Below are 21292 nucleotides of genomic sequence, written 5' to 3' on the forward strand. Positions count from 1 at the left end.
TGAGAATCGGACCCGAGGGCTGAAAGTGAACCGGTGTCTAGTTTGAGGGATAAAATGATGCAGGGTCAGGCGGAGCAGCGCGAAAGTGGCAGCACCAGAGTGGCGGAGAGCCTTGCGATGGCCATTCATGAACACCGCCTGTCTCCGGGCATGAAGCTCAGCGAAGACGAGGTCGGCGAAATATATGGCGTCAGTCGGACAGTTGTCCGCGCCGCATTGCAGCAACTGGCCCATGACCGGCTGGTGGAACTCAAGCGCAACAGAGGGGCCTTTGTCGCGCAACCTTCCGTGAAAGAGGCCCACGAGGTGTTCGAGGCGCGCGCGCTTCTGGAACCCCGCACCGCCAAATCCGCAGCGGAACGGGCGACCCCCGAGGACATCAAGGTTTTACAAAACCATATCGACGAAGAGCATGAGGCTTTGGAAGCGGGCGATACGGGGCGGGCGCTTAATCTTTCAGGGATGTTCCATATCGAGATCGCGCGTATTGCGGATCAGACGACCATTGCGGATTTTATTACGCAGCTTGTGTCGCGCTCCTCACTGATCATCGCCCTGTATTGGCAGCGGCGCACAGCGCTTTGCGAAAGCCATGCGCATGATGCGCTGATCAAGGCGCTGGCCCGTCACGACGGCGCGGCGGCGGAAGAGTTGATGCAGCATCATCTGTTGGACCTGTTGACCTCGCTTGATCTGCGCGACCAGCCCTCTGTGCCGCGCTCCCTGAAAGAGGCGCTCAATTGATTTTACGCACCGCACAAAGCGAAGATGTTGCCGCCATGCTGGGCTGGGCCGCTAGCGAAGGCTGGAATCCGGGGCTTGAGGATGCGGAGGCCTTTGCGCGTGCGGATGCTGACGGTTTCTTTGTGGCCGAGAAAAAGGGCGGATTGGCGGCGGCGATTTCCGTGGTCAATCACAGTCCGGACTTTGCCTTTCTGGGGCTGTATATCTGTCGTCCGAAATATCGCGGGCGTGGGATTGGCCTCAAACTCTGGAGCTACGCGCTGGATCATGCGGGGGACCGGACCGTGGGGCTGGATGGTGTGGCCGAGCAACAGGCCAACTATGCTAAATCCGGTTTTGTGAAAACGGGAGAAACCATCCGTTTTGAAGGGCCGGTGCCAGATCTCGCCGTCGAAGGGCTGCGCCTTCTGGGGCCACGCGAGGCAGCCAATCTCGGGCAGCTTGATCTTTTGGCCAATGGTTTCTTGCGCCCGCGCTTTCTGTCCTCATGGCTCGTGAACACTGAGACGCGGTGCACTGTCGTGCTGGACGGCGCAGAAGGGCCGGTCGGTTTCGCCACCGCGCGGCTGTGTCAGGAAGGGTGCAAGGTCGGGCCGCTGATCGCGCCGACGACTGAGGCGGCCTTGGCGTTGATGTCGGCTGCGACCCGTGCTCTGGGCCAGTCTCGTGCCATTCTGGATGTGCCGGGGGCGCAGGGCGGGTTCTGTAACACGCTTGTGTCTCTGGGCTGGCAGACCACGTTTGAAACCGCGCGCATGTATCGCGGGACGCCTCCTCAACCCGCCCAACCCGAATCCTTGTTCGGGGTTGCGACGCTTGAGCTTGGCTGATCTCTGCGGCTCTGCCATAAGGCAGGCCGAGGAGAAATGCGATGTTCGATTTGGTGATTTTCGATTGTGACGGTGTCCTGATCGACAGCGAGGTGATTTCCGCGCGGCTGCTCATTGCCGAATTGGCAAGCCACGGTGTCGAGATTGACACGGCCTATGTGGCGCAGCACTTCTTGGGGCGCAGCTATCCGGTCGTGCTCAAGCAAATCCGCGAGGAGTTTGGCCTGACCTTGCCCGACGGTTTCGAAGCCGCCTATCGCGCCCGTCTGATCGCCGCGTTTCATAAAGAGCTGCGACCCATTCACGGGGTGCGAGAGGTGATCGCGAAGCTTGCGGTGCCTTATGCTCTGGCGACAAGTTCCAGCCCGCCACGGCTTGCGGAATCTCTCAATATCGTTGGATTGAACGACCTGTTCGAGGGGCGCTGCACCACCGCGTCCGAAGTATCGCGCGGCAAACCTGCGCCGGATCTCTTTTTGTTGGCGGCGGAGAAAAACCGTGTTGCACCAGAGCGTTGTCTGGTGATTGAGGATTCGGAGGCGGGTGTTCAGGCCGGTCTTTCTGCGGGGATGACGGTTTGGCGGTTTACCGGCGGAAGTCATCTGGCAGGGCTTGATCTCGACACGGGTGACGCGGTGCAGCCGCACCGCACATTTGCATCTTATGCGGAATTCTTTCATGCTGACCGTCAGTTTTTGAAGGAGCATCCGGCACATGGCCAAGGGTAATTTGCACGCGGCATTCGACGATAGCGAGGTCTCGCCACGCGATCTTGCGGCGCGGGCGGCCTGGCTTTCATTCGTTGGCGGGATGACGCAGGACCAGATCGCGCAAGAGCTGGGCATTTCGCGCCAGCGGGCGCAGCGTCTGGTCGCGCGGGCCTCTTCCGAGGGGCTCATTCGCGTGCGCATTGACCACCCGATTGCCCGCTGTCTCGAACTGGAGCGTGACCTGAAACGCCGTTTCGGTCTGGAGGCTGCTTGGGTCTCTCCGGGGATCGGGGCGGGGGCGGATCCGCTGAACGGGCTTGCGCCCTTTGTTGCACCGGTGTTGGAACGTTTGTTCGAAGATGAAACGCCCAAGGTGTTTGCCCTTGGCACGGGGCGGACGCTGAAGACTGTGGTGGATCACATGCGCGCCACAGAAGGGGCGCATCACAAGCTGGTGTCCCTGATCGGCAATGTTGCGCCGGATGGTTCGGCCTCGTTTTACGAGGTGATCATGCGGCTGGCCGAAAAGACGCGCGCGCGCCATTATCCGATGTCTGCGCCGGTGGCTGTGCGGGATGCAGAGGAGTTGGCGTTGTATCGGTCTTTGCCGCATATCAAGGCCGCACGCAAACTCGCACAATCCGCTGATCTGGCTATCGCCGGCATCGGTCAGATGGGCAATGATGCTCCGCTCTACATTGACGGCTTTCTGACAGCCGAGGAGTTGGCGGATTTGCAGGCTGCAGGCGGTGTCGGAGAGCTTTGCGGGCACATCTTTGACCGCGAGGGGCGGTATCTCGACCATCCGGTGAATCACCGCATGGTTGGTGTGCGCGTGCCCGAAGCCGAGATGCCAGTCTATTGTATCGGCGCGGGCAAAAGTAAGGTCACGGCCATGCGTGCCGCGCTGGGCGGGGGGCTGATTACGGGCCTTTTTACGGATGAGTGGACGGCCAACACCTTGATTTCAGAGTAGACTGAAGGACGACGAGACGGCTTGAAGAAAGCGTCTTGACAGAATTGTGTCGATAGGTGAGCATAAGCTCATGATACGGGCAAATGCTCAAGTCTAATGGGAGGATACCATGAATACGACATTCCGCGCTCTTATGGGAGCGTGTGCACTCGGCGCACTTGCCACCGGTGCCACATCTGAAACCATCACCGTCGCGACTGTGAACAACGGCGACATGATCCGCATGCAGGGTCTGATGGATGATTTTTATGCCAAACATCCGGATATCGAAGTCGAGTGGGTGACGCTCGAAGAAAACGTGTTGCGCCAGCGTGTGACGCAGGATGTCGCCACCAAAGGCGGCCAGTTCGACGTGATGACCATCGGCACATACGAAGTTCCGATCTGGGGCGAGCGTGGCTGGCTGATGTCTTTGAACGACATGCCCGAAAGCTATGATGTAGACGATCTGCTGCCCGCGATCCGCGATGGCCTGACCGTCGAAGGCGAGCTTTATGCCGCGCCGTTCTATGGCGAAAGCTCCATGGTGATGTATCGCACCGATCTGATGGAAGCTGCCGGTCTTGAGATGCCCGATGCGCCGACGTGGTCCTTTATCAAGAAAGCCGCAGCGGCCATGACCGATGAAGAGAATGAAATCTATGGCATCTGTCTGCGTGGGAAAGCGGGCTGGGGCGAGAATATGGCGTTCCTGACTGCCATGTCCAATTCCTACGGTGCGCGCTGGTTCGATATGGACTGGAAACCGCAGTTCGATAGCGAAGCATGGGCCAACACGCTCAATGATTATCTTGAGCTGATGAACAGCTACGGTCCTCCGGGCGCGTCCGGCAACGGATTCAACGAAAACCTCGCTTTGTTCCAGACGGGCAAATGCGGAATGTGGATCGACGCGACTGTGGCGGCCTCTTTCGTGACCAACCCGAAAGACAGCTCTGTGGCCGACAAGGTCGGTTTCGCTCTGGCACCTGACAACGGTCTTGGCCCGCGCGGCAACTGGCTCTGGGCATGGAACCTCGGTATTCCGGCCGGCACGAAAAAAGTCGATGCGGCAAAAGCCTTTGTTGAATGGGCCACTTCGAAAGAATACACCGCACTGGTTGCATCCAAAGAAGGCTGGGCCAATGTTCCCCCGGGCACACGCAAGTCGCTTTACGAAAACCCTGAATATCAGGACGTGCCTTTCGCAAAGATGACGCTTGAATCCATCCTTGCGGCGAATCCGAAGAAACCGACCGTGGACGAAGTGCCTTATGTCGGCGTCCAGTTCGTCGCGATCCCGGAATTCCAAGGTCTCGGCACCGCTGTCGGCCAGCAATTCTCTGCGGCTCTTGCCGGACAGATCAGCGCCGAGCAGGCATTGGAAAATGCTCAGAAACTCACAGAACGTGAGATGATGAAAGCCGGATATATCAAGTAACCTCCCCACTATGCGGGCCGGCCTCCTAAGTCCCGGCCCGCATTTTTCACTCAGACCTCCGAGGCATATCATGGCCACGAAACATTCCCGCATGAGCGCGCGTCTCATGATCTCCCCCGCTGTTCTCTTGCTGTTGGGGTGGATGCTTATCCCACTGTCTATGACGCTCTATTTCTCTTTCCTGCGCTACAACCTTTTGATGCCGGGAATGGAGGAGTTCACAGGGCTGACCAACTATCGCTACTTCCTGACTGATCCGGCGTTCTTCGCCGCGCTTTGGAACACGATTGCATTGGTGCTCGGTGTGCTGGCGGTGACGGTTGTCGGCGGTATCCTTCTGGCGCTTTTGCTGGACCAGCCGTTCTTCGGTCAGGGCATTGTGCGTATTCTGGTCATTGCGCCGTTTTTCGTCATGCCGACCGTATCCGCGCTGGTGTGGAAGAATATGTTCATGAATCCGGTGAACGGGTTGTTCGCCCATGCGGCCAAGGCACTCGGGTTGCAACCTTTTGACTTTCTGTCTTCGGCGCCGCTGGCCTCGATCATCGGGATTGTGAGCTGGCAATGGTTGCCCTTTGCGACGCTGATCCTGCTGACCGCCTTGCAGTCACTCGATCAGGAGCAACTGGAAGCCTCCGAAATGGATGGCGCACCGTGGATCAAGCGGTTCTGGTATATCATGTTGCCGCATCTGGCGCGTTCGATCACTGTTGTGATCCTGATCCAGACGATTTTCCTTCTGTCGGTCTTTGCCGAAATTCTCGTGACCACAAATGGCGGTCCGGGCACGGCGTCGACCAATCTCACCTACCTCATCTATATGCAGTCGCTTCTGCAATTCGATGTCGGGGGAGGCTCCGCCGGTGGTGTCGTTGCCATCATTCTCGCCAATATTGTTGCGATCTTCCTGATGCGGATGATCGGCAAGAACCTCGACGCGTAAGGAGGCGATCATGGCACGTACTGTTACGACCCAACGCAAACTCGTCACGACGGTCTTTGCATGGGCCATTGGCATCGCGATCTTTTTCCCGATCCTCTGGACCATCCTGACCTCATTCAAATCCGAAGCTGTCGCGATTGCCGATCCGCCTGTCTGGTTCAACTTTGACTGGACGCTGGAAAACTATGCGACAGTGCAGGAGCGCTCGAACTATTTCCGGCACTTCATGAACTCGGTGATCATCTCGGTCGGCTCAACTCTTTTGGGGCTGATCATCGCGGTGCCTGCGGCATGGTCTATGGCCTTTGTGCCGTCCAAACGCACCAAGGACATCCTGATGTGGATGCTTTCGACCAAGATGCTGCCGCCTGTCGGTGTTCTGGTCCCGATCTACCTTCTGTTCCGCAACCTTGGGTTGCTGGATACGCAGGTCGGCTTGATCATCGTTCTGACGCTGATCAACCTGCCGATCATCGTCTGGATGCTCTACACCTATTTCAAGGAAATCCCCGGCGAAATTCTCGAAGCCGCGCGGATGGACGGGGCAACGCTGCGCTCGGAGATTATCCATGTGCTCACGCCTATGGCGATCCCCGGCATGGCCTCCACGGTGCTTTTGAACATCATCCTTGCGTGGAACGAAGCGTTTTGGACGCTCAACCTGACGGCGGCGAAATCCGCACCGCTCACAGCGTTTATCGCCAGCTATTCAAGCCCCGAGGGCTTGTTCTACGCCAAACTATCGGCCGCCTCGACCATGGCAATCGCGCCGATTCTGATTATGGGCTGGTTCAGCCAGAAACAACTTGTCCGGGGTCTGACCTTCGGCGCTGTCAAATAAAGGAGACATCATGGGACGCATCACACTTGATAAAGTGCGTAAGGCCTTCGGCGATGTCGAAGTCATTCCGCCCTTGGATCTGACCATCGAGGATGGGGAGTTTGTGGTCTTCGTCGGTCCGTCGGGCTGCGGGAAATCCACATTGCTGCGGCTGATTGCGGGGCTGGAAGATGTCTCCGACGGCCAGATCCGCATCGATCGTCAGGACGCGACCAATCTGCCGCCTGCAAAACGTGGCTTGGCGATGGTCTTCCAGTCCTACGCTCTCTACCCGCATATGTCCGTGCGCAAGAACATCGCCTTTCCAATGAAAATGGCGGGTCTGTCACAGGAAGAGCAGGAGCGCCGGATCGAGGCAGCTGCGAAGGCGTTGAACCTCACCGATTACCTTGATCGCAAACCCGGCCAGCTTTCGGGCGGTCAACGGCAGCGGGTGGCAATCGGACGGGCCATTGTGCGCGAACCGGCTGCCTTCCTGTTTGACGAGCCTTTGTCGAATCTGGACGCTGCGCTGCGCGTCGGGATGCGGTTGGAGATTTCCGAACTGCACAAACGTCTTGCCACCACGATGGTCTATGTGACCCACGATCAGGTCGAGGCCATGACAATGGCTGACAAGATCGTTGTGCTGCGCGCAGGACATATCGAACAGGTCGGCTCGCCGCTGGAACTCTACAATACCCCCCGCAATGTCTTTGTGGCGGGCTTTATCGGGTCTCCCAAGATGAACCTGATCACAGGGCCGGAAGCAGAGAAACACGGGGCGACGACCATCGGCATCCGTCCCGAACACCTCGGAGTTTCGACCGAGAGCGGGGAGTGGAAAGGGGTGATCGGTGTGTCTGAACACCTCGGCTCCGATACGTTCTTCCATGTGAATATCGAGGGGTTCGGTGAGCCTCTGACCGTGCGGGCCTCCGGTGAAGTGTCTTTGACATACGGTGACACGATCTGGCTCACGCCCAACGCCTCCAACCTGCACCGCTTCGATGCAGAAGGGCTTCGGATCGCTGACTGAAGCCCACCACATGCATTGAGGAACACATCATGAAGCTATCGAACGAGACCCTCAAGGACTTGCCGGAGACCGTTCTGCGTCCCGAATATGACCGGAGCAAACTGACGCCGGGCATTGTGCATATCGGACTGGGAAATTTCCACCGTGCGCATCAGTCGTGGTATTTGCACCGGCTGATGCAACAGGGTTTGGCGCAGGATTGGGCCATCATCGGCGCGGGCGTGCGGCCCTACGATGAGACCATGCGCCGGAAAATGGCGGCGCAGGACTATCTGACGACGCTCATTGAGCTGGACCCTGCCGGTTCAAAGGCCGAAGTGGTCGGCGCGATGATTGATTATGTTCCGGTCGAAGATGGCAACGGGGCGCTGATCGAACGCATGACGCAGCCGGATATCCGGATTGTCGCGCTCACCGTGACCGAAGGCGGCTACTATATCGATCCGGCGACCAAGGGCTTCGACGCCGCCCATCCGGATATTGTCCATGATGCTGCCAATCCACAGCACCCGCGCACTGCGTTCGGGGCCATTGTGGCCGCGCTGAAACTGCGTCGGGATCGCGGGATCGGGCCGTTGACGGGGCAGTCGTGCGACAATCTTCTGGGCAATGGTCATGTGCTGCGTCAAACGGTGGTGTCTCTGGCGCGGCTGTCCGACCCCGAGCTTGCGGACTGGATCGAGACGCATTGCACCTTCCCCAACGCGATGGTCGATTGCATCGTGCCCGCAACCGGTCCGAAGGAGTTGGAGCTGGTCAAAGAGTTCGGCATTGAGGACATGGTGCCCGTCACTCACGAGAATTTCCGGCAATGGGTGATCGAGGACAATTTCTGCGCAGGCCGTCCCGATTGGGACAAGGCGGGCGCGACATTTTCCGATAATGTCCATGCCTATGAGACGATGAAAATCCGTATTCTCAATGGCGGGCATCAGGTGATTTCTGCAGCAGGGGACTTGTTGTCGGTGGAGACGATCTCCGACTGCATGGCGCATCCCCTGATTGCGGCGCTGTTCGAGAAGGTCGAGCGCGAAGAGATCATGCCGCATGTAGCACCGGTGCCGGAGTTTACGCCGCAAACCTATGTGACGCTGATCAAAAAGCGGTTCTCCAATCCGAAGATCGTCGACACAACGCGGCGCGTGGCCTTTGACGGATCGTCGCGTCATCCGGGGTTCCTTGTGCCTTCCATTCGGGCCTGTCTCGACCGTGGGATGGGGGTGGAAGGCCTCGCGCTCGTCTCTGCGATCTGGGCGCGGTATTGCCTCGGCGTGCGTGAGGATGGCAGCACGATCAAGCCGAATGACCCCTTCTGGTCGGATGTGACCGCGCTGGCCGCCAAAGCCAAGGATACGCCGGAGGCATGGCTGTCCATGCGTCACATTTATGGCGACCTTGGCGATGATCCGCGCTTTGCAGACAGTTTCACACGTTGGCTGTCGATGATCTATGACACAGGGCTGGAAGCTACGCTGAGCACTTACTTGGCCTGATCGCGCACCAGCCGGACCAGATTGGCAACCACAAAGAGCAGGGCCCCGACGCAGACAATCGTGGGCCCTGTTGGCGTGTCAAAAGTGAAGGCGCTTTGGATGCCGCCCAGAATTGACAACATGCCGATGACCATTGCGATCACAGCCATGCGCTCCGGTGTGCGGGCAAAGGCGCGGGCGCTGGCCGCAGGGATCAGAAGCATGGCCGCAATCAACAGCGTGCCGACCACCTTGATCGCCACGGCAACCACAAGCGCCAGTGCCAGAGACAGAATGATCTGTTCGCGTTTGGGGGAAATGCCGGAGGCATAGGCCAGATCGGGGTTGAGCGTTGCGGTCAACAGAGCGGACCACCGCCAGTAAAGAAGCCCGACAACCAAAAGCGCGCCGAGCCAGATCACCACAAGGTCGCTACGTCCGACGGCCAGAATGTCGCCAAAGAGATACGCCATCAGATCGACCCGCACACTGGGAACGAAAGAGACGGCCACGAGGCCAAAGGCCAGCGAACTGTGCGCCATAACACCGAGCAGCGTGTCCATCGCAAAGCCGCGCCCCGCAAGCGCGGAAACCGTCACGGCCATGATGAGTGCCACGGACAGAACACCTGCGAAAATCGAGATGTTGAATGTCAAAGCCAAGGCCACGCCCAAAAGCGCCGCGTGGGCGGTGGCATCTCCGAAATAGGCCATGCGCCGCCAGACCACGAAACAGCCCAGAGGGGCCGCGGCGATCACCAGACCAAGTCCGGCCAGAACAGCGCGGACAATGAAATCATCCAGAAGGCTCATAGGTTTTCCTCATGTGAATGATCGTGATCGCAACCGTCATGATCGTGTTTGTGTTCGTGGCGGTAGAGCGCCAGTGCGCCATGCGTGCCTGTGCCAAAGAGCGCACGGTATTCCGGTGCGGAGGCCACATGCTCCGGTGCGCCGTGGCAACAGACATGTCCGTTGAGGCAGATCACCCGATCGGAGGCCGCCATGACAACGTGAAGTTCGTGCGAAACCATCAACACGGCACAGCCCTTTTTGTGCCGCAGCGTTTCGATCTGGCTGTAGAAATCGGCAGAGCCGGGCTGGTCGAGCCCCTGCGTGGCTTCGTCGAGAATGAGAAGGTCAGGCTCCATCAAGAGTGCGCGCGCCAGAAGCACCCGTTGGAATTGTCCGCCGGAGAGCGAGGTCATTTGATGCTGGCACAGATGTCCTGCGCCGGCATCCTCAAGCGCGGCATGGGCGGCGGCATCGCTCACCCGTTTCGGAAGCGACAGGAACCGCCGCACGGTCAGGGGCAGGGTCGGATCGATATGCAGCTTTTGCGGCACATAGCCGATCTTGAGACCTTTTTGCCTTGTGACCTGACCGGTCTGGGGTGTCAAAGCACCAATGATCACGCGCAAAAGCGTCGATTTTCCCGAACCGTTCGGCCCGACGATGGTGACGATTTCTCCGGTATCGATATGAAGCGACACCTGATCGAGAACCTGCCGCCCGCCAAGGCTCAGGCTTACGTTGTCTACGGAAACGAGGCTCATTTCGCGGCGTCCGTGATGCAATTCGGGCAGGTGCCTTCGGCCTCAAGCACGGCTTTGCTGATGTGAAACCCTGTGGTTTCCGCGATCTGGCTCAGAAGGCTGTGGGACGGATCGGTTTCTGCCTCCGCCACCGCGTTGCAACTGGTGCAGATCAGGAAGGCGGGCGTGTGGATGTCACCGGGGTGGGCGCAGGCGATGAAGGCGTTGAGCCGTTCGACTTTGTGCGCCAGCCCGTGTTTCGTCAGGAAGTCGAGCGCGCGATAGGCCACGGGTGGCTGGCTTCCGAACCCGTCCTCGGCGAGCCGCGCCAGCACATCATAGGCCCCGAGCGCGCGGTGTTCTTCGAGGAGAATTTCTAAAGTCCGTTTGCGCACGGGAGTCAGTTGCAGGCCCGCCTCACGACAGGAGCGATCCGCTTCGGCGACAGCATCGGCGACACAATGGCTGTGATCGTGTTTGTGAAATCCGATCGGGTTGGGATCCATGACAATTCTCCGTGCTGACAAGACGTGCAGGGCATTGCCTGCGCGACAGGGGGTATTGATATGTTATCACGTCTGCTATATCAAGCCCGAGACGTGATAACATAACATAAACTTCGAGGCTACAATGACTCTACGTTCCTCCCTCCTTTTTGCGCCGCTGCTTGCCGGCGCGCATTTCGCACAGGTTGCATCGGCACAGGCCGAGGTGCCCAATGTCGTGACCGATATGGCCCCGATCCAGTCGCTTGTCATGCAGGTGATGGGGGATCTCGGAACGCCCGATGTGTTGATGCCACAGGGCGCGTCTCCGCATGGCTATTCCCTGCGCCCGTCAGAGGCAAAGGCCGTGCAGGATGCGGATGTTGTGTTCTGGACCGGCCCGCAGATCGAGCCGTGGCTCGAAGACCTGATTGATGAGATCGGTAAAAATACCCGCTCCGTTCCGCTGACTGAGGTTGAGGGCGCGACACTGTTGGAGGTGCGTGAAGGGGCAACCTTTGAACGTCATGCGCATGATCACGATGAGGATGCGCATGACGACCACGACGATCATGATGACCACGATGATCATGACGACCACGACGAGTATGATGACCATGACCACGAAGATGCCCACGAGGACCATGACGATCATGACCACGATGCACACGAAGAGCACGCGGATGACGACCATGATCATGACGACCATGATGACGCGGATGGCCACGCTTGGTTGGACCCGATGAATGCGCATGTCTGGCTGGGCGCGATTGCAGAAGAGCTTGCCGTGCTTGATGCAGAAAATGCCGCAACCTACCGCGCCAACGCCGCTTCGGCGCAAGAGGCACTGGATGCGCAAATCGCCGAGATCCAAGCTGAACTTGCCCCGCTCGCCGATATGAAATTCATCGTCTTCCACGATGCCTATCAGTATTTCGAGAACCGTTTCGGTCTGTCTGCGGCAGGGTCGATCTCGATCGGGGATGCGTCGGCTCCGAGCCCTGCTCGGATCAGGGAGATTCAGGGCAAGGTGAAAGAGATTGACGTCGATTGCGTCTTTGCCGAGCCGCAGTTCAATGCGGGCCTTGTGAAGACTGTTCTGGATGGCACAGATGCCCGTTCCGAGGTGATTGATCCTCTGGGTGTGACGCTGACTCCGGGGGCGGATTTCTATGCCGCGCTGATGGATGAAGTGGCGAATTCCTTTAAGGCGTGCGCTGGCGAGTGACCTGAAACTCTAAGCGATGAATGAAAAAAGGGCGCGAGGCGAGGTCTCGCGCCCTTGTTTGTGCGGATGGGGGGCTTTACATCCATGAGCATGACAGTGCGCATCCCTTTTTGTAAATCGGCCCCTCGGGTCAATGTTATTCGCCTCAATGGCGCGATCATGACCCGCCAAGGCGGATTGAATGACCAAAGCCTTGCCCCCGCAATCGAGCGCGCCTTTTCCAAAGGCAAGCCCTCCGCAGTGGCGCTTTCGATCAACTCGCCAGGCGGCTCTCCGGTGCAGTCTTCGCTCATCGCCGCGCGTATTACGCGGCTGGCGGCGGAGAAAGAGATTCCGGTCTATGCCTTTGTCGAGGATGTCGCGGCTTCGGGCGGCTATTGGCTGGCCTGCGCCGCTGACAAGATATTCGTGGACACAAGTTCCATCGTCGGGTCCATCGGCGTGATCTCGGCGGGTTTCGGATTTGACCAGTTCATCTCGAAACACGGGATCGAGCGGCGGGTCTACACCTCCGGCAAATCGAAAAGCCAGATGGATCCGTTCCGGCCGGAAAATCCCGAAGACGTGGCGCGGATCAAGGCGCTTCAGGAAGACATCCACGAGGCTTTCATCGCCCATGTAACCGCCTCCCGTGCCGAGCGTCTCTCCAAAGAGGTCGAGCTTTTTGATGGGGCGTTCTGGACAGGTGTGAGAGGCGTTGACCTCGGTCTGGCCGACGGTATTGGCCATCTGGTTCCCAAGATGAAAGAGATATACGGCGATAAAGTGCGGCTTCCGGTTTTCGGACCGAAACGCCCTCTGCTGCGTCGTTTCGGTGCCCAGCTTGCATCCGGTTTGACCTCGCAGGTCGAAGAACAGGCGCTTTGGGCGCGGTTCGGGCTCTGACATCATGATTTTCAAGGTCATCAGTGTTTTCCTGATCTTCATGATGGCCTTGGCCATATTCGGTCGCCTGCGTTTTCCCGGGCAACAGAAACTCAAAGATATGAAATGCCCCCGCTGCGGGCGTTACAGGATAGGCAAAGGCGCTTGCGCCTGTGAGAAGGGTAAACCCTGATGGATTTTGTTTATGCGATTGCGGGTCTGGTGCTTTTGCTGGTGGCCGGTGACATGTTGGTGCGAGGTGCGGTGAATCTGGCCTTGCGGCTCGGGATTCCCGCACTGATCGTGTCTTTGACTGTGGTGGCTTTCGGTACCTCTGCGCCGGAACTTCTTGTGTCGATCTCTGCAATCTTTGATGGCGTGCCGGGGCTGGCGCTCGGGAATGTTGTCGGCTCGAATACGGCCAATGTCTTGTTGGTGCTTGGGGTGCCGGCGTTGATCTCGACGCTTCATGTGATCGATAATTCCACCCGTGCCTCCTATCTCCAGATGATTGGCGCGACGGTGGTTTTCATACTTCTGGCGTTCCGAGGGAAATTCGACTGGATCGCCGGCGTAGTTCTGTTGGCCGCGCTCTTTTCCATGATTGGTCACGCCGTTTATGAAGCGCGCTGTCACCGTGCCGCCCAACGCGAGCTTGATCTGGAAGAGGTGGAAGGGGCCGACCCCGATATGCCGTGGATCAAGATCTCCGGCTTCCTCATCGCCGGTTTGATCGGCTTGCCTTTGGGTGCGAATATTCTGGTTGAATCCTCCACAAATATTGCCCGTGACTTCGGCGTGTCCGAAACAGTGATCGGCCTGACGCTGGTGGCTTTGGGCACCTCCCTGCCGGAACTGGCGACCACGGTGATGGCCGCGCTGCGCAAACAGGCGGATGTGGCCTTTGGCAATGTCATCGGTTCGAATATGTTCAACCTTCTGGGGATCATCGGCGTGTCGAGCCTTGTTGGTGCATTGCCGGTCGAACCGGGATTGATGCATTTTGACATTTGGGTGATGTTCGGTTCGTCCATCCTTCTCGGCCTGTTTGTGCTGAAACGTATTGATATCACCCGAATTTGGGGTGTTGCTCTCTCTGTTCTATATATCCTCTATGTGTTGGCGGTATTGAGCTGAGGAGAGGCCTCGAATGGCGGAAAAAAAGGCGCTTGTGACAGGGGCCGCGCATCGGCTTGGCCGCGCAATGGCCTTGTCTTTGGCGCAAGACGGTTTCGATGTGGCCGTGCATTGCAATCACTCTGTTGAGGCCGCCGGAACGCTCGTGGAAGAACTGCGGGCTATGGGGCGACAATCCTCTGTGCTTGAAGCCGATCTCCTGGATGAGGCGCAGGTGGAGACTCTGGTCCCGCGTGCGGTTGAGGCTTTGGGCGGGCCTTTGGCGCTTCTGGTGAACAACGCATCGATTTTCGAGGAGGACAGCCTTACCTCCGCGACGCGTCAAAGCTGGGACCGGCATATGGAAAGCAATCTGCGTGCGCCGTTTGTTTTGCTTCAGCACTTCGCCGCCCAAGCGTGTGAACCGTTGATGGAAGAGGGTGAGCGTCCTCTGGCGCAGGCGATGGTCATCAATATGATAGACCAGCGGGTGCGCAAGCTCACGCCACAGTTCATGAGTTACACCTTGACGAAGTCTGCGCTTTGGACTCTGACCCGAACGGCGGCACAGGCGCTTGCGCCCAAGGTGCGTGTGAATGCGATCGGGCCGGGACCGACGCTGAAAGGGGCGCGTCAATCGGAAGCGGATTTCGAAAACCAGCAAAAAGCCACGCTTTTGCAGCGCGGAGCTACCCCTGAGGATGTCTGTGCGGCGCTGCATTATTTGATTGGTGCGCGCTCTGTAACGGGGCAGATGATCTGTCCTGATAGCGGGCAACATCTGGCATGGGAGACGCCCGATGTTGGGGGCTTGGAGTGAACTTAAGGTAGAGTGTAGCCAAAAGTTTTGCACGTCTCGCGATTTTGTTTCATTCTCGTTACTAAAATGTAAACAAATTCAATGATTTGCAGAGGTGATAAAAATATATCATTTAAAAACAATAGTTTGTAGATGTGTTTATTTTTTGGGCAAAGTCCGGAATGCACATGAAAACAAGGAAAAAACGCAGTTCTCTAAAACTTATCTTCAGGGTTATCCACAGAAATGGTGGATGAGTTTCCTCTTGCCCCCAAAGCGATAAGGTTGCAGCCAGAGCGGGAATCGGAGGCGGATCCATGAGCGACGAAACAACGACATCACAGGGTGGCTCAGAGAGCAAAGACATCCCGCGCGGTCACAAGGTGATCGAGGGCTATCTGCGTATGCTCGACGGCTCTCCGGGGGTCTACCGGATGCTCGATCCGGAGCATAATGTGCTCTATGTCGGCAAGGCGAAGAACCTGAAAAACAGGGTCTCGAACTATGCGCGTCCGCATGGCCATTCCGCGCGGATCGCAAAGATGATTTCCGAAACCTCGCAGATGATGTTTCTGACCACACGGACAGAGACAGAGGCGCTTCTTTTGGAGCAGAACCTCATCAAGCAGTTGAAGCCGCGTTACAACGTGCTGCTGCGTGACGACAAAAGCTTTCCGAATATCATGGTGACAAAAGACACGGATTTTCCGCAGATCGCCAAACATCGCGGAGCGCGCAAGCGCAAGGCGTCTTACTACGGTCCGTTTGCTTCCGCGTCTTCGGTGAACCGCACGCTCAACCAGCTTCAGAAAGTCTTTCTGCTTAGGAATTGTTCGGACGCGGATTTCCAGTCCCGCACGCGTCCCTGTCTGCAATATCAGATCAAACGCTGCACCGCGCCCTGCGTCGGTTATATCTCGAAGGAGGACTATGGCGCGCTCGTTGCGGAGGCGGAGCGGTTCTTGCAGGGGCGGAATACGGAGCTTCAGGAAAAACTGGCGCTTGAGATGCAAGAGGCCTCGGATGCGATGGAGTTCGAGAAGGCTGCGGGTCTGCGTGACCGCATCCGTGCGCTGACCAATGTGCAGACGGCGCAAGGCATCAACCCGAGGACCGTGGGCGAGGGCGATGTGATCGGGTTGCATATGGAGAGCGGGCAGGCTTGTGTGCAGGTCTTCTTCATCCGCGCGCATCAGAACTGGGGCAACAAGGATTTCTATCCGAAAACCAACGGGGCCGAGGCCGAAGAGGTGCTCGCCAGTTTTATCGGCCAATTCTACGAGAAACGCGAGCCGCCGCGTCAGCTTATCCTGTCCCATGACATAGAGGAACGTGCGCTTCTGGCAGAGGCTTTGTCGGAGAATGCAGGCAAGAAGATCGAGATTCTCGTCCCGCAGCGGGGAGAAAAACATGAGCTTGTCGCCTCGGCCCTACGCAATGCGCGTGAAAGTCTGGGCCGGAAAATGTCCGAAAGCGCGGCGCAGGAGAAATTGCTTGTGGGACTCAAAGAGGCATTCGGCCTGCCGCGAGTGCCGCAACGCATCGAGGTCTATGACAACTCGCATATTCAGGGTGCCCACGCGGTCGGCGCGATGATCGTGGCGGGGCCGGAAGGCTTCATGAAGAACCAGTATCGCAAATACGACATTCGCGGTGATGACATCACGCCGGGCGATGATTTCGGCATGATGAAAGAAGTTCTGACGCGCCGGTTCAAACGTCTTCTCAAGGACGATCCGGACCGCTCGAAAGGGCTGTGGCCCGATCTGTTGCTGATCGACGGGGGGGCAGGACAGGTGTCTGCGGTCCACGAGATCATGAAGGAACAGGGCGTGACCGACATTCCTATGGTCGGTGTGGCCAAGGGGATTGATCGCGATCAGGGGAAAGAGGAATTCCACCGTATCGGCCACCGCGTCATGGCGCTCCGGCGCAATGATCCTGTGCTTTATTTCATCCAGCGTCTGCGCGACGAGGCGCACCGTTTTGCCATCGGTACCCACCGCGCGAAACGGTCCAAGGCCATCGGGCTCACGCGGCTGGATGATATTCCCGGCGTGGGGGCGACGCGCAAACGCGCACTTCTGGCGCATTTCGGATCGGCCAAGGCGGTGGAGGGGGCGAACCTCGCGGACTTGAAGGCTGTGGACGGAATTTCAGAGAAAGTGGCCCAGACGGTCTACGACTTCTTCCATGAGAACGGGTGAGGGGGTATGGAGAGAATATGACATGGAATCTACCGAATATCCTCACCGTCTTCCGGCTGCTTTGCGCGCCGGGTGTCGCACTCGTGTTTCTCGTTCTGCCGCGTCCGGTTGCGGACTGGGTGGCGCTGATCCTCTTTGCCTCGGCCTCTATCACCGATTTCTTCGACGGATATCTGGCGCGGAAATGGGACCAGATGTCGAAATTCGGTGCGATGCTGGACCCGATTGCGGATAAGGCGATGGTGGTCACGGCGATTGCGGTGCTGACCATGTTGCATGGCGTGAATCCTCTGATCGTGATCCCTGCCGCTTTCATCCTGTTGCGGGAAACCTTTGTCTCCGGCTTGCGCGAATTTCTGGGCGATACGGCTGGAACGCTCAAGGTGACGAAACTTGCCAAGTGGAAAACCACGGCCCAGATGGTCGCCATCGCTGTGCTTTTTGCCTATGGCGCGACCGCTTCGGCACCGCTGTTCACGCTAGGTCTGCTGATTTTCTGGATTGCAGGGATTTTGACCGTGATCACAGGTTGGGACTATCTGAGCAAAGCCATGCCGTATTTGCGAGATCACCATGAAGATTGATGTGTTGTATTTCGCTTGGGTGCGCGAACGCATCGGTGAGCCGCGCGAGACTGTCGAGACCTCTGCGGCGACAGTGATGGATTTGGTTGACGAGTTGAAAGCGCGCGAGCCGCGCTATGAACTGGCGTTTTCCGATCTTAAATCCCTGCGTGTGGCGGTGGATCAGGAATTGACGGAGTTCGACGCACCGCTTGATGGTGTGCGCGAAGTGGCGTTCTTTCCGCCGATGACAGGTGGCTGAGATGCGCGTCTCTGTCCAGTCCGAGGATTTTGATCTTGCTGACGAGTTGAAAGGTTTCGGCAAACAGCCGGACACCGGTGCGACGGTGAGTTTTACGGGTCTGGTCCGCGATGATACCGGCACGCTTGATCACATGGAGATCGAACATTATCCCGGCATGTGTGACGCCGCGATCACCGAGATTGCCGAGGAAGCCTCTGCGCGTTGGGCGCTCACGGATTGTCTTGTGATTCATCGCTTTGGCAAGCTGCGTCCCGGAGACCAGATCATGATGGTCGCCACCGCTGCCCGACATCGGGTCGAGGCGTTTGAGGCGGCTGAATTTCTGATGGATTACCTCAAGTCCCGTGCGCCGTTCTGGAAAAAAGAAGTGATGCGGGACGGTGCCGACTGGGTGGCCGCGAAAGATGCGGATGAGGATGCTTTGAACCGGTGGTGAACCGCCAAACCTTTTGGGAAAATCAAGATGACCGAGAACAAACGAATTGCGCTGTCGAGCGATCATGCCGCTATCGAATTGCGCCAAGCGATTGCCAAACATATTGCCGAGCAGGGCTGGGAAGCGGTGGACATTGGTCCGACCACGCCCGAGAGCACCCATTACCCGATCCATGGCAAAGCGGCGGCAGAGCTTGTGGCGTCTGGTGACTGTGCGCTGGGGATTGTTGTTTGCGGCACAGGGCAGGGCATCATGATGGCCGCGAATAAAGTGGAAGGCATCCGTTGCGGTGTGTGTTCCGAGACATTTTCGGCCCGTATGATCCGGCAACATAACAATGCCAATATGCTGGCACTTGGGGCGCGCGTTGTGGGCGAGGGGTTGGCACTTGATATTGTGGACGCCTACCTGAATGCCGAATTTGAAGGCGGACGTCATGCGACACGCGTTGATATGATCGAAGCGCCAAAAGCGTAACGATATTGGCAACAAAAAAAGGACACGTCTCTCTTGCTGTGAGGGGCGTGTCCTTTTTCATCTATAGGCGTGAGATGCCTGAGAGAGCGTCAACTCGCGTTTGATTGCTCGATATAGGCGCGCAACTCTTCGGCCTCCTGACGTGCTTCGCGCAATCCGTCCATAGCGGCCCGCAGTTCGGCTTCGGTCTGGTTGGCCTGATTGGTCAGTTCGGATTCTCGTTGCTGATAATAGGCTATCGCCTGATCGCGCTGTTCCTCGGCTTCGTGCAATTGCTGTGCCATCGTGTCGAGATCGTTCATCTCGCCCTGTCCCACATGCACAAAGCGATGCATCAGCCAATGGGCAAACCAGCCCATCAGAAAGGCGATGAAAAGCACAATCGCCGTGGCGATGATCAATTCGGTTCTGTTCATTCCGTTTCCCCGTCCTCAGCAACGGATGTCGCATTTTCCCCCTGCGACCCGTCTTCTGTTTCTGTGTCCCCTGCCTGCGCGTCCTCGTCATCCGGAACACTTGCGTCAGGCGTTTGTGTATCTTCGGCATTGAGCAATTTGAACTCGATCCGGCGGTTTGCCTCGCGTCCTTCTTCGGTGCTGTTGTCCGCGATGGGCTGGCTTTCGCCATAGCCTTTCGCGGTAAAGCTGACACCGGCCACGCGGCGCATCAATAGCCCGTCGAGCACGGAATTGGCGCGCTGGGTCGAGAGGTTGAGGTTCATCACCTCGCCGCCCTGGCTGTCGCTATGCGCACCGATTTCCATTTCGATATCTTCGCAATCTTTCAAAACCTCTGCGATCTTGTCGAGCGTGTCATTGGCTGCGGCATTCAACTCGATAGAGCCGGGATCAAACACGATCTTGTTGGCGGCAATCTGTTCGTTGGCCCGCTCTACACATTCTTGCGGCGTGGGCAGGTTGAGGATCGGATCGAGCTTGCGCACATAGGTCACGTCGATTTCGAAGGGCGCACCGTCGCCCAGCTTTTCGGACAGGAGACCCGCAATTTCCGCTTTGGCATTCTCGTTGCCGGTTTCGCCGCGAATGCTCACAAGGTCTGCAGTCATGGTGGCGGAGCCGCGGTTCAATTCGGCCAGCGCCTCAATCGCCGCCATAGCACGCAGGGCCCAGCCCTCCGGCAGGTCATTGTCCACCCGCATTGCGGAATACACCGAATGGCTGCCGAATGCGGCCTTGGCCAGAGCTTCCGCCGCCGTTTGGCTGCGTTCGTCGGGGATACGCCCGCGCAGTTGCGTTTGTCCTTCGGGGGAACGGATTGCAATGAATTCGGGCTGGTCGTCTTCTTGGGCCACGGCTTCGGACTGAAGCAGCGCGCTGTGCAGGGTGAAGGTGGCGGGCAGGTCGGCTTCCAATTCGCCGACGACCTTGTCGAACAGGGCGGAGGATGTGCCCTCTGCGACGATCAGGCTGACATCACCGTCGGAATAGGTGATGCTGCCTTGCCCCAGCTCCTGAAGGGCGCGCATGCCGGTCTCGACCGCAGCGGCCCATTGCGACGAGGGGGAGCCGAGCCCGATGGTGCAGCTCGGGTCTTCGATCCCTGCCGATTTGGCCGCTGCCAGAATACGGGCATGATCTGCCGACGTTTCCGCCACGCAGGCATCAAAGCGCGGGCCATTCTCGTCTATGAGAAAGCGGACGGTAAAGGGCGTGATGACCGGACGTGGCGCGGCAACATCAATGGCCACGGGAAGCGTATCGGGCAACGCCTTGATGAGTTTCTTCTCGAAGGCGGCTTTTTGTTCCTTGCTGTCAGCCAAAGCAGTGAGGGTGATTCCGTCTGCCGCAATGGAAATCTTGGAGCGCGGCAAAAGTCCGATGGCTTCGCGTCCGAATTTTGTGGCGTCCCCCCAGTTTTCCGGCACCGGATAATCGGCTTGTTCCATCAGATCGGCAACAGACCCCGTGCCGCTGGATTTCTTCAGATCGGCAACAAATCCTTCGCGGTCCCAGTTGCTCGGCACCAGTCCGATCAGCGAAATGCCACTGTCGTTGCGCAGGATTTCGATGGAAAAGCGGGGAGCGGGAATGGCCTCTTGCTGGACCACATTCATCACATTGATGACGCGGGCCGGATCGACCACATGGCCGGCTGCTCGCTGGGCGGCCAGCTGGGTCTGTTCATCGGGGGCCGTGCCGGTCAGAACGATCTGCAACCCGTCTCCTTGGACATCGACCCAGTCATAGCCGCGCATTGTGAGTTGATTTTCCACGGCCTTGGTAGATGTGCTCTCGATCACACGGGCACCGATAGCGGCACCTGCGAGGCTCATCACGAGGCCGGCAAGGAAAATGGCGAGGACGGGTAGAAAATTTGCAATACGCATCAGGGAACGAGACGCCT

Annotated in this window: 23 protein-coding genes; 18 read left to right on the top strand and 5 right to left on the bottom strand. The window is 58.1% G+C overall.

The features are described 5' to 3' along the window. Positions 1-54: 54 nt before the first annotated feature. From KO492_RS17225 to KO492_RS17265, 9 genes are all read left to right on the top strand, one after another. Positions 55-744 (top strand): GntR family transcriptional regulator, encoded by a 690-nt coding sequence (locus KO492_RS17225; RefSeq protein ID WP_436835706.1) that lies wholly within the window; start codon positions 55-57, stop codon positions 742-744. Continuing rightward, the gene (locus KO492_RS17230; protein WP_252735599.1) at positions 741-1574 is read left to right on the top strand and encodes a GNAT family N-acetyltransferase; all 834 of its coding nucleotides are present in this window, start codon (positions 741-743) and stop codon (positions 1572-1574) included. The genes KO492_RS17225 and KO492_RS17230 overlap by 4 nt, the downstream gene beginning before the upstream one ends. A 41-nt stretch (positions 1575-1615) precedes the next feature. Continuing rightward, complete coding sequence (locus KO492_RS17235) at positions 1616-2302, top strand: HAD family hydrolase (protein WP_216046109.1); 687 nt, start codon at positions 1616-1618, stop codon at positions 2300-2302. Continuing rightward, positions 2289-3260 (top strand): sugar-binding transcriptional regulator, encoded by a 972-nt coding sequence (locus KO492_RS17240; RefSeq protein ID WP_216046110.1) that lies wholly within the window; start codon positions 2289-2291, stop codon positions 3258-3260. The genes KO492_RS17235 and KO492_RS17240 overlap by 14 nt, the downstream gene beginning before the upstream one ends. Positions 3261-3369: 109 nt before the next feature. Beyond that, complete coding sequence (locus KO492_RS17245) at positions 3370-4680, top strand: ABC transporter substrate-binding protein (protein WP_216046111.1); 1311 nt, start codon at positions 3370-3372, stop codon at positions 4678-4680. Between the two features lie 70 nt (positions 4681-4750). Beyond that, entirely contained in the window at positions 4751-5623 is an 873-nt protein-coding gene (locus tag KO492_RS17250; protein ID WP_066600468.1) for a carbohydrate ABC transporter permease, read from the top strand. Between the two features lie 10 nt (positions 5624-5633). After that, the gene (locus KO492_RS17255; protein ID WP_216046112.1) at positions 5634-6464 is read left to right on the top strand and encodes a carbohydrate ABC transporter permease; all 831 of its coding nucleotides are present in this window, start codon (positions 5634-5636) and stop codon (positions 6462-6464) included. 10 nt (positions 6465-6474) lie between these two features. Beyond that, entirely contained in the window at positions 6475-7482 is a 1008-nt protein-coding gene (locus KO492_RS17260) for an ABC transporter ATP-binding protein (protein WP_216046113.1), read from the top strand. Positions 7483-7511: 29 nt separating this feature from the next. Next, a complete protein-coding gene (locus tag KO492_RS17265; RefSeq protein WP_216046114.1) occupies positions 7512-8975 on the top strand; it encodes a mannitol dehydrogenase family protein in 1464 nt (487 codons plus the stop codon). Here the strand turns inward: KO492_RS17265 and KO492_RS17270 are convergent. The 3 genes from KO492_RS17270 to KO492_RS17280 are packed head-to-tail and all read right to left on the bottom strand — an operon-like array spanning position 8963 to position 10994. Next, positions 8963-9766 carry a metal ABC transporter permease gene (locus tag KO492_RS17270; protein WP_216046115.1) on the bottom strand — a complete coding sequence of 268 codons (804 nt, stop codon included), beginning with the start codon at positions 9764-9766 and terminating at the stop codon, positions 8963-8965. The two genes, KO492_RS17265 and KO492_RS17270, sit on opposite strands and share 13 nt — an antisense overlap. Next, a complete protein-coding gene (locus KO492_RS17275; protein ID WP_216046116.1) occupies positions 9763-10509 on the bottom strand; it encodes an ATP-binding cassette domain-containing protein in 747 nt (248 codons plus the stop codon). The genes KO492_RS17270 and KO492_RS17275 overlap by 4 nt, the downstream gene beginning before the upstream one ends. After that, positions 10506-10994, bottom strand: a complete 489-nt coding sequence (locus tag KO492_RS17280; protein WP_216046117.1) for a Fur family transcriptional regulator — start codon at positions 10992-10994, stop codon at positions 10506-10508. Before KO492_RS17280 ends, KO492_RS17275 begins: the two co-directional genes overlap by 4 nt. Positions 10995-11118: 124 nt before the next feature. Between KO492_RS17280 and KO492_RS17285 the strand changes: the two genes are divergently transcribed. The 9 genes from KO492_RS17285 to rpiB all read left to right on the top strand — a co-directional run bounded on the left by KO492_RS17285 (position 11119) and on the right by rpiB (position 18928). Further along, a complete protein-coding gene (locus KO492_RS17285; protein ID WP_216046118.1) occupies positions 11119-12201 on the top strand; it encodes a zinc ABC transporter substrate-binding protein in 1083 nt (360 codons plus the stop codon). Positions 12202-12291: 90 nt separating this feature from the next. Continuing rightward, the gene (locus KO492_RS17290; RefSeq protein ID WP_216046323.1) at positions 12292-13086 is read left to right on the top strand and encodes a S49 family peptidase; all 795 of its coding nucleotides are present in this window, start codon (positions 12292-12294) and stop codon (positions 13084-13086) included. 171 nt (positions 13087-13257) lie between these two features. Then, positions 13258-14202: a calcium/sodium antiporter gene (locus KO492_RS17295; RefSeq protein ID WP_216046119.1), complete on the top strand. Its 945-nt coding sequence runs from the start codon at positions 13258-13260 to the stop codon at positions 14200-14202. Between the two features lie 13 nt (positions 14203-14215). Next, on the top strand, positions 14216-15001 hold the full coding sequence (locus KO492_RS17300; RefSeq protein WP_216046120.1) for an SDR family oxidoreductase: 786 nt from the start codon (positions 14216-14218) through the stop codon (positions 14999-15001). A 296-nt stretch (positions 15002-15297) separates the two neighbouring features. Continuing rightward, the gene (gene uvrC / locus KO492_RS17305) at positions 15298-17187 is read left to right on the top strand and encodes an excinuclease ABC subunit UvrC (protein ID WP_216046121.1); all 1890 of its coding nucleotides are present in this window, start codon (positions 15298-15300) and stop codon (positions 17185-17187) included. Between the two features lie 17 nt (positions 17188-17204). Beyond that, complete coding sequence (gene pgsA, locus KO492_RS17310) at positions 17205-17771, top strand: CDP-diacylglycerol--glycerol-3-phosphate 3-phosphatidyltransferase (protein ID WP_216046122.1); 567 nt, start codon at positions 17205-17207, stop codon at positions 17769-17771. Beyond that, entirely contained in the window at positions 17761-18012 is a 252-nt protein-coding gene (moaD, locus tag KO492_RS17315) for a molybdopterin converting factor subunit 1 (protein WP_216046123.1), read from the top strand. The genes pgsA and moaD overlap by 11 nt, the downstream gene beginning before the upstream one ends. Before the next feature lies 1 nt (position 18013). Next, a complete protein-coding gene (locus KO492_RS17320; RefSeq protein WP_216046124.1) occupies positions 18014-18451 on the top strand; it encodes a molybdenum cofactor biosynthesis protein MoaE in 438 nt (145 codons plus the stop codon). 27 nt (positions 18452-18478) lie between these two features. Then, positions 18479-18928, top strand: coding sequence for a ribose 5-phosphate isomerase B (gene rpiB, locus KO492_RS17325; RefSeq protein WP_216046125.1), 450 nt, complete (start codon positions 18479-18481; stop codon positions 18926-18928). Positions 18929-19017: 89 nt separating this feature from the next. On the opposite strand, the gene KO492_RS17330 is transcribed toward rpiB, so the two are convergent. Both KO492_RS17330 and KO492_RS17335 read right to left on the bottom strand, forming a co-directional pair. Then, complete coding sequence (locus KO492_RS17330) at positions 19018-19344, bottom strand: hypothetical protein (protein WP_216046126.1); 327 nt, start codon at positions 19342-19344, stop codon at positions 19018-19020. After that, positions 19341-21275, bottom strand: a complete 1935-nt coding sequence (locus tag KO492_RS17335; protein WP_216046127.1) for an OmpA family protein — start codon at positions 21273-21275, stop codon at positions 19341-19343. The genes KO492_RS17330 and KO492_RS17335 overlap by 4 nt, the downstream gene beginning before the upstream one ends. Positions 21276-21292 lie beyond the last annotated feature (17 nt).

The sequence above is a fragment of the Celeribacter halophilus genome, assembly GCF_018860305.1.
Lineage (GTDB): Bacteria > Pseudomonadota > Alphaproteobacteria > Rhodobacterales > Rhodobacteraceae > Celeribacter > Celeribacter halophilus_A.

What these genes read in the sequence shown, in the direction of transcription:
- KO492_RS17225 (WP_436835706.1), top strand. Translation starts at nt 55, where the DNA reads ATGATGCAGGGTCAGGCGGAGCAGCGCGAAAGTGGCAGCACCAGAGTG.
- KO492_RS17235 (WP_216046109.1), top strand. Translation starts at nt 1,616, where the DNA reads ATGTTCGATTTGGTGATTTTCGATTGTGACGGTGTCCTGATCGACAGC.
- KO492_RS17240 (WP_216046110.1), top strand. Translation starts at nt 2,289, where the DNA reads ATGGCCAAGGGTAATTTGCACGCGGCATTCGACGATAGCGAGGTCTCG.
- KO492_RS17245 (WP_216046111.1), top strand. Translation starts at nt 3,370, where the DNA reads ATGAATACGACATTCCGCGCTCTTATGGGAGCGTGTGCACTCGGCGCA.
- KO492_RS17250 (WP_066600468.1), top strand. Translation starts at nt 4,751, where the DNA reads ATGGCCACGAAACATTCCCGCATGAGCGCGCGTCTCATGATCTCCCCC.
- KO492_RS17255 (WP_216046112.1), top strand. Translation starts at nt 5,634, where the DNA reads ATGGCACGTACTGTTACGACCCAACGCAAACTCGTCACGACGGTCTTT.
- KO492_RS17260 (WP_216046113.1), top strand. Translation starts at nt 6,475, where the DNA reads ATGGGACGCATCACACTTGATAAAGTGCGTAAGGCCTTCGGCGATGTC.
- KO492_RS17265 (WP_216046114.1), top strand. Translation starts at nt 7,512, where the DNA reads ATGAAGCTATCGAACGAGACCCTCAAGGACTTGCCGGAGACCGTTCTG.
- KO492_RS17270 (WP_216046115.1), bottom strand. Translation starts at nt 9,766, where the DNA reads ATGAGCCTTCTGGATGATTTCATTGTCCGCGCTGTTCTGGCCGGACTT.
- KO492_RS17275 (WP_216046116.1), bottom strand. Translation starts at nt 10,509, where the DNA reads ATGAGCCTCGTTTCCGTAGACAACGTAAGCCTGAGCCTTGGCGGGCGG.
- KO492_RS17280 (WP_216046117.1), bottom strand. Translation starts at nt 10,994, where the DNA reads ATGGATCCCAACCCGATCGGATTTCACAAACACGATCACAGCCATTGT.
- KO492_RS17285 (WP_216046118.1), top strand. Translation starts at nt 11,119, where the DNA reads ATGACTCTACGTTCCTCCCTCCTTTTTGCGCCGCTGCTTGCCGGCGCG.
- KO492_RS17290 (WP_216046323.1), top strand. Translation starts at nt 12,292, where the DNA reads ATGACAGTGCGCATCCCTTTTTGTAAATCGGCCCCTCGGGTCAATGTT.
- KO492_RS17295 (WP_216046119.1), top strand. Translation starts at nt 13,258, where the DNA reads ATGGATTTTGTTTATGCGATTGCGGGTCTGGTGCTTTTGCTGGTGGCC.
- KO492_RS17300 (WP_216046120.1), top strand. Translation starts at nt 14,216, where the DNA reads ATGGCGGAAAAAAAGGCGCTTGTGACAGGGGCCGCGCATCGGCTTGGC.
- uvrC (WP_216046121.1), top strand. Translation starts at nt 15,298, where the DNA reads ATGAGCGACGAAACAACGACATCACAGGGTGGCTCAGAGAGCAAAGAC.
- pgsA (WP_216046122.1), top strand. Translation starts at nt 17,205, where the DNA reads ATGACATGGAATCTACCGAATATCCTCACCGTCTTCCGGCTGCTTTGC.
- moaD (WP_216046123.1), top strand. Translation starts at nt 17,761, where the DNA reads ATGAAGATTGATGTGTTGTATTTCGCTTGGGTGCGCGAACGCATCGGT.
- KO492_RS17320 (WP_216046124.1), top strand. Translation starts at nt 18,014, where the DNA reads ATGCGCGTCTCTGTCCAGTCCGAGGATTTTGATCTTGCTGACGAGTTG.
- rpiB (WP_216046125.1), top strand. Translation starts at nt 18,479, where the DNA reads ATGACCGAGAACAAACGAATTGCGCTGTCGAGCGATCATGCCGCTATC.
- KO492_RS17330 (WP_216046126.1), bottom strand. Translation starts at nt 19,344, where the DNA reads ATGAACAGAACCGAATTGATCATCGCCACGGCGATTGTGCTTTTCATC.
- KO492_RS17335 (WP_216046127.1), bottom strand. Translation starts at nt 21,275, where the DNA reads ATGCGTATTGCAAATTTTCTACCCGTCCTCGCCATTTTCCTTGCCGGC.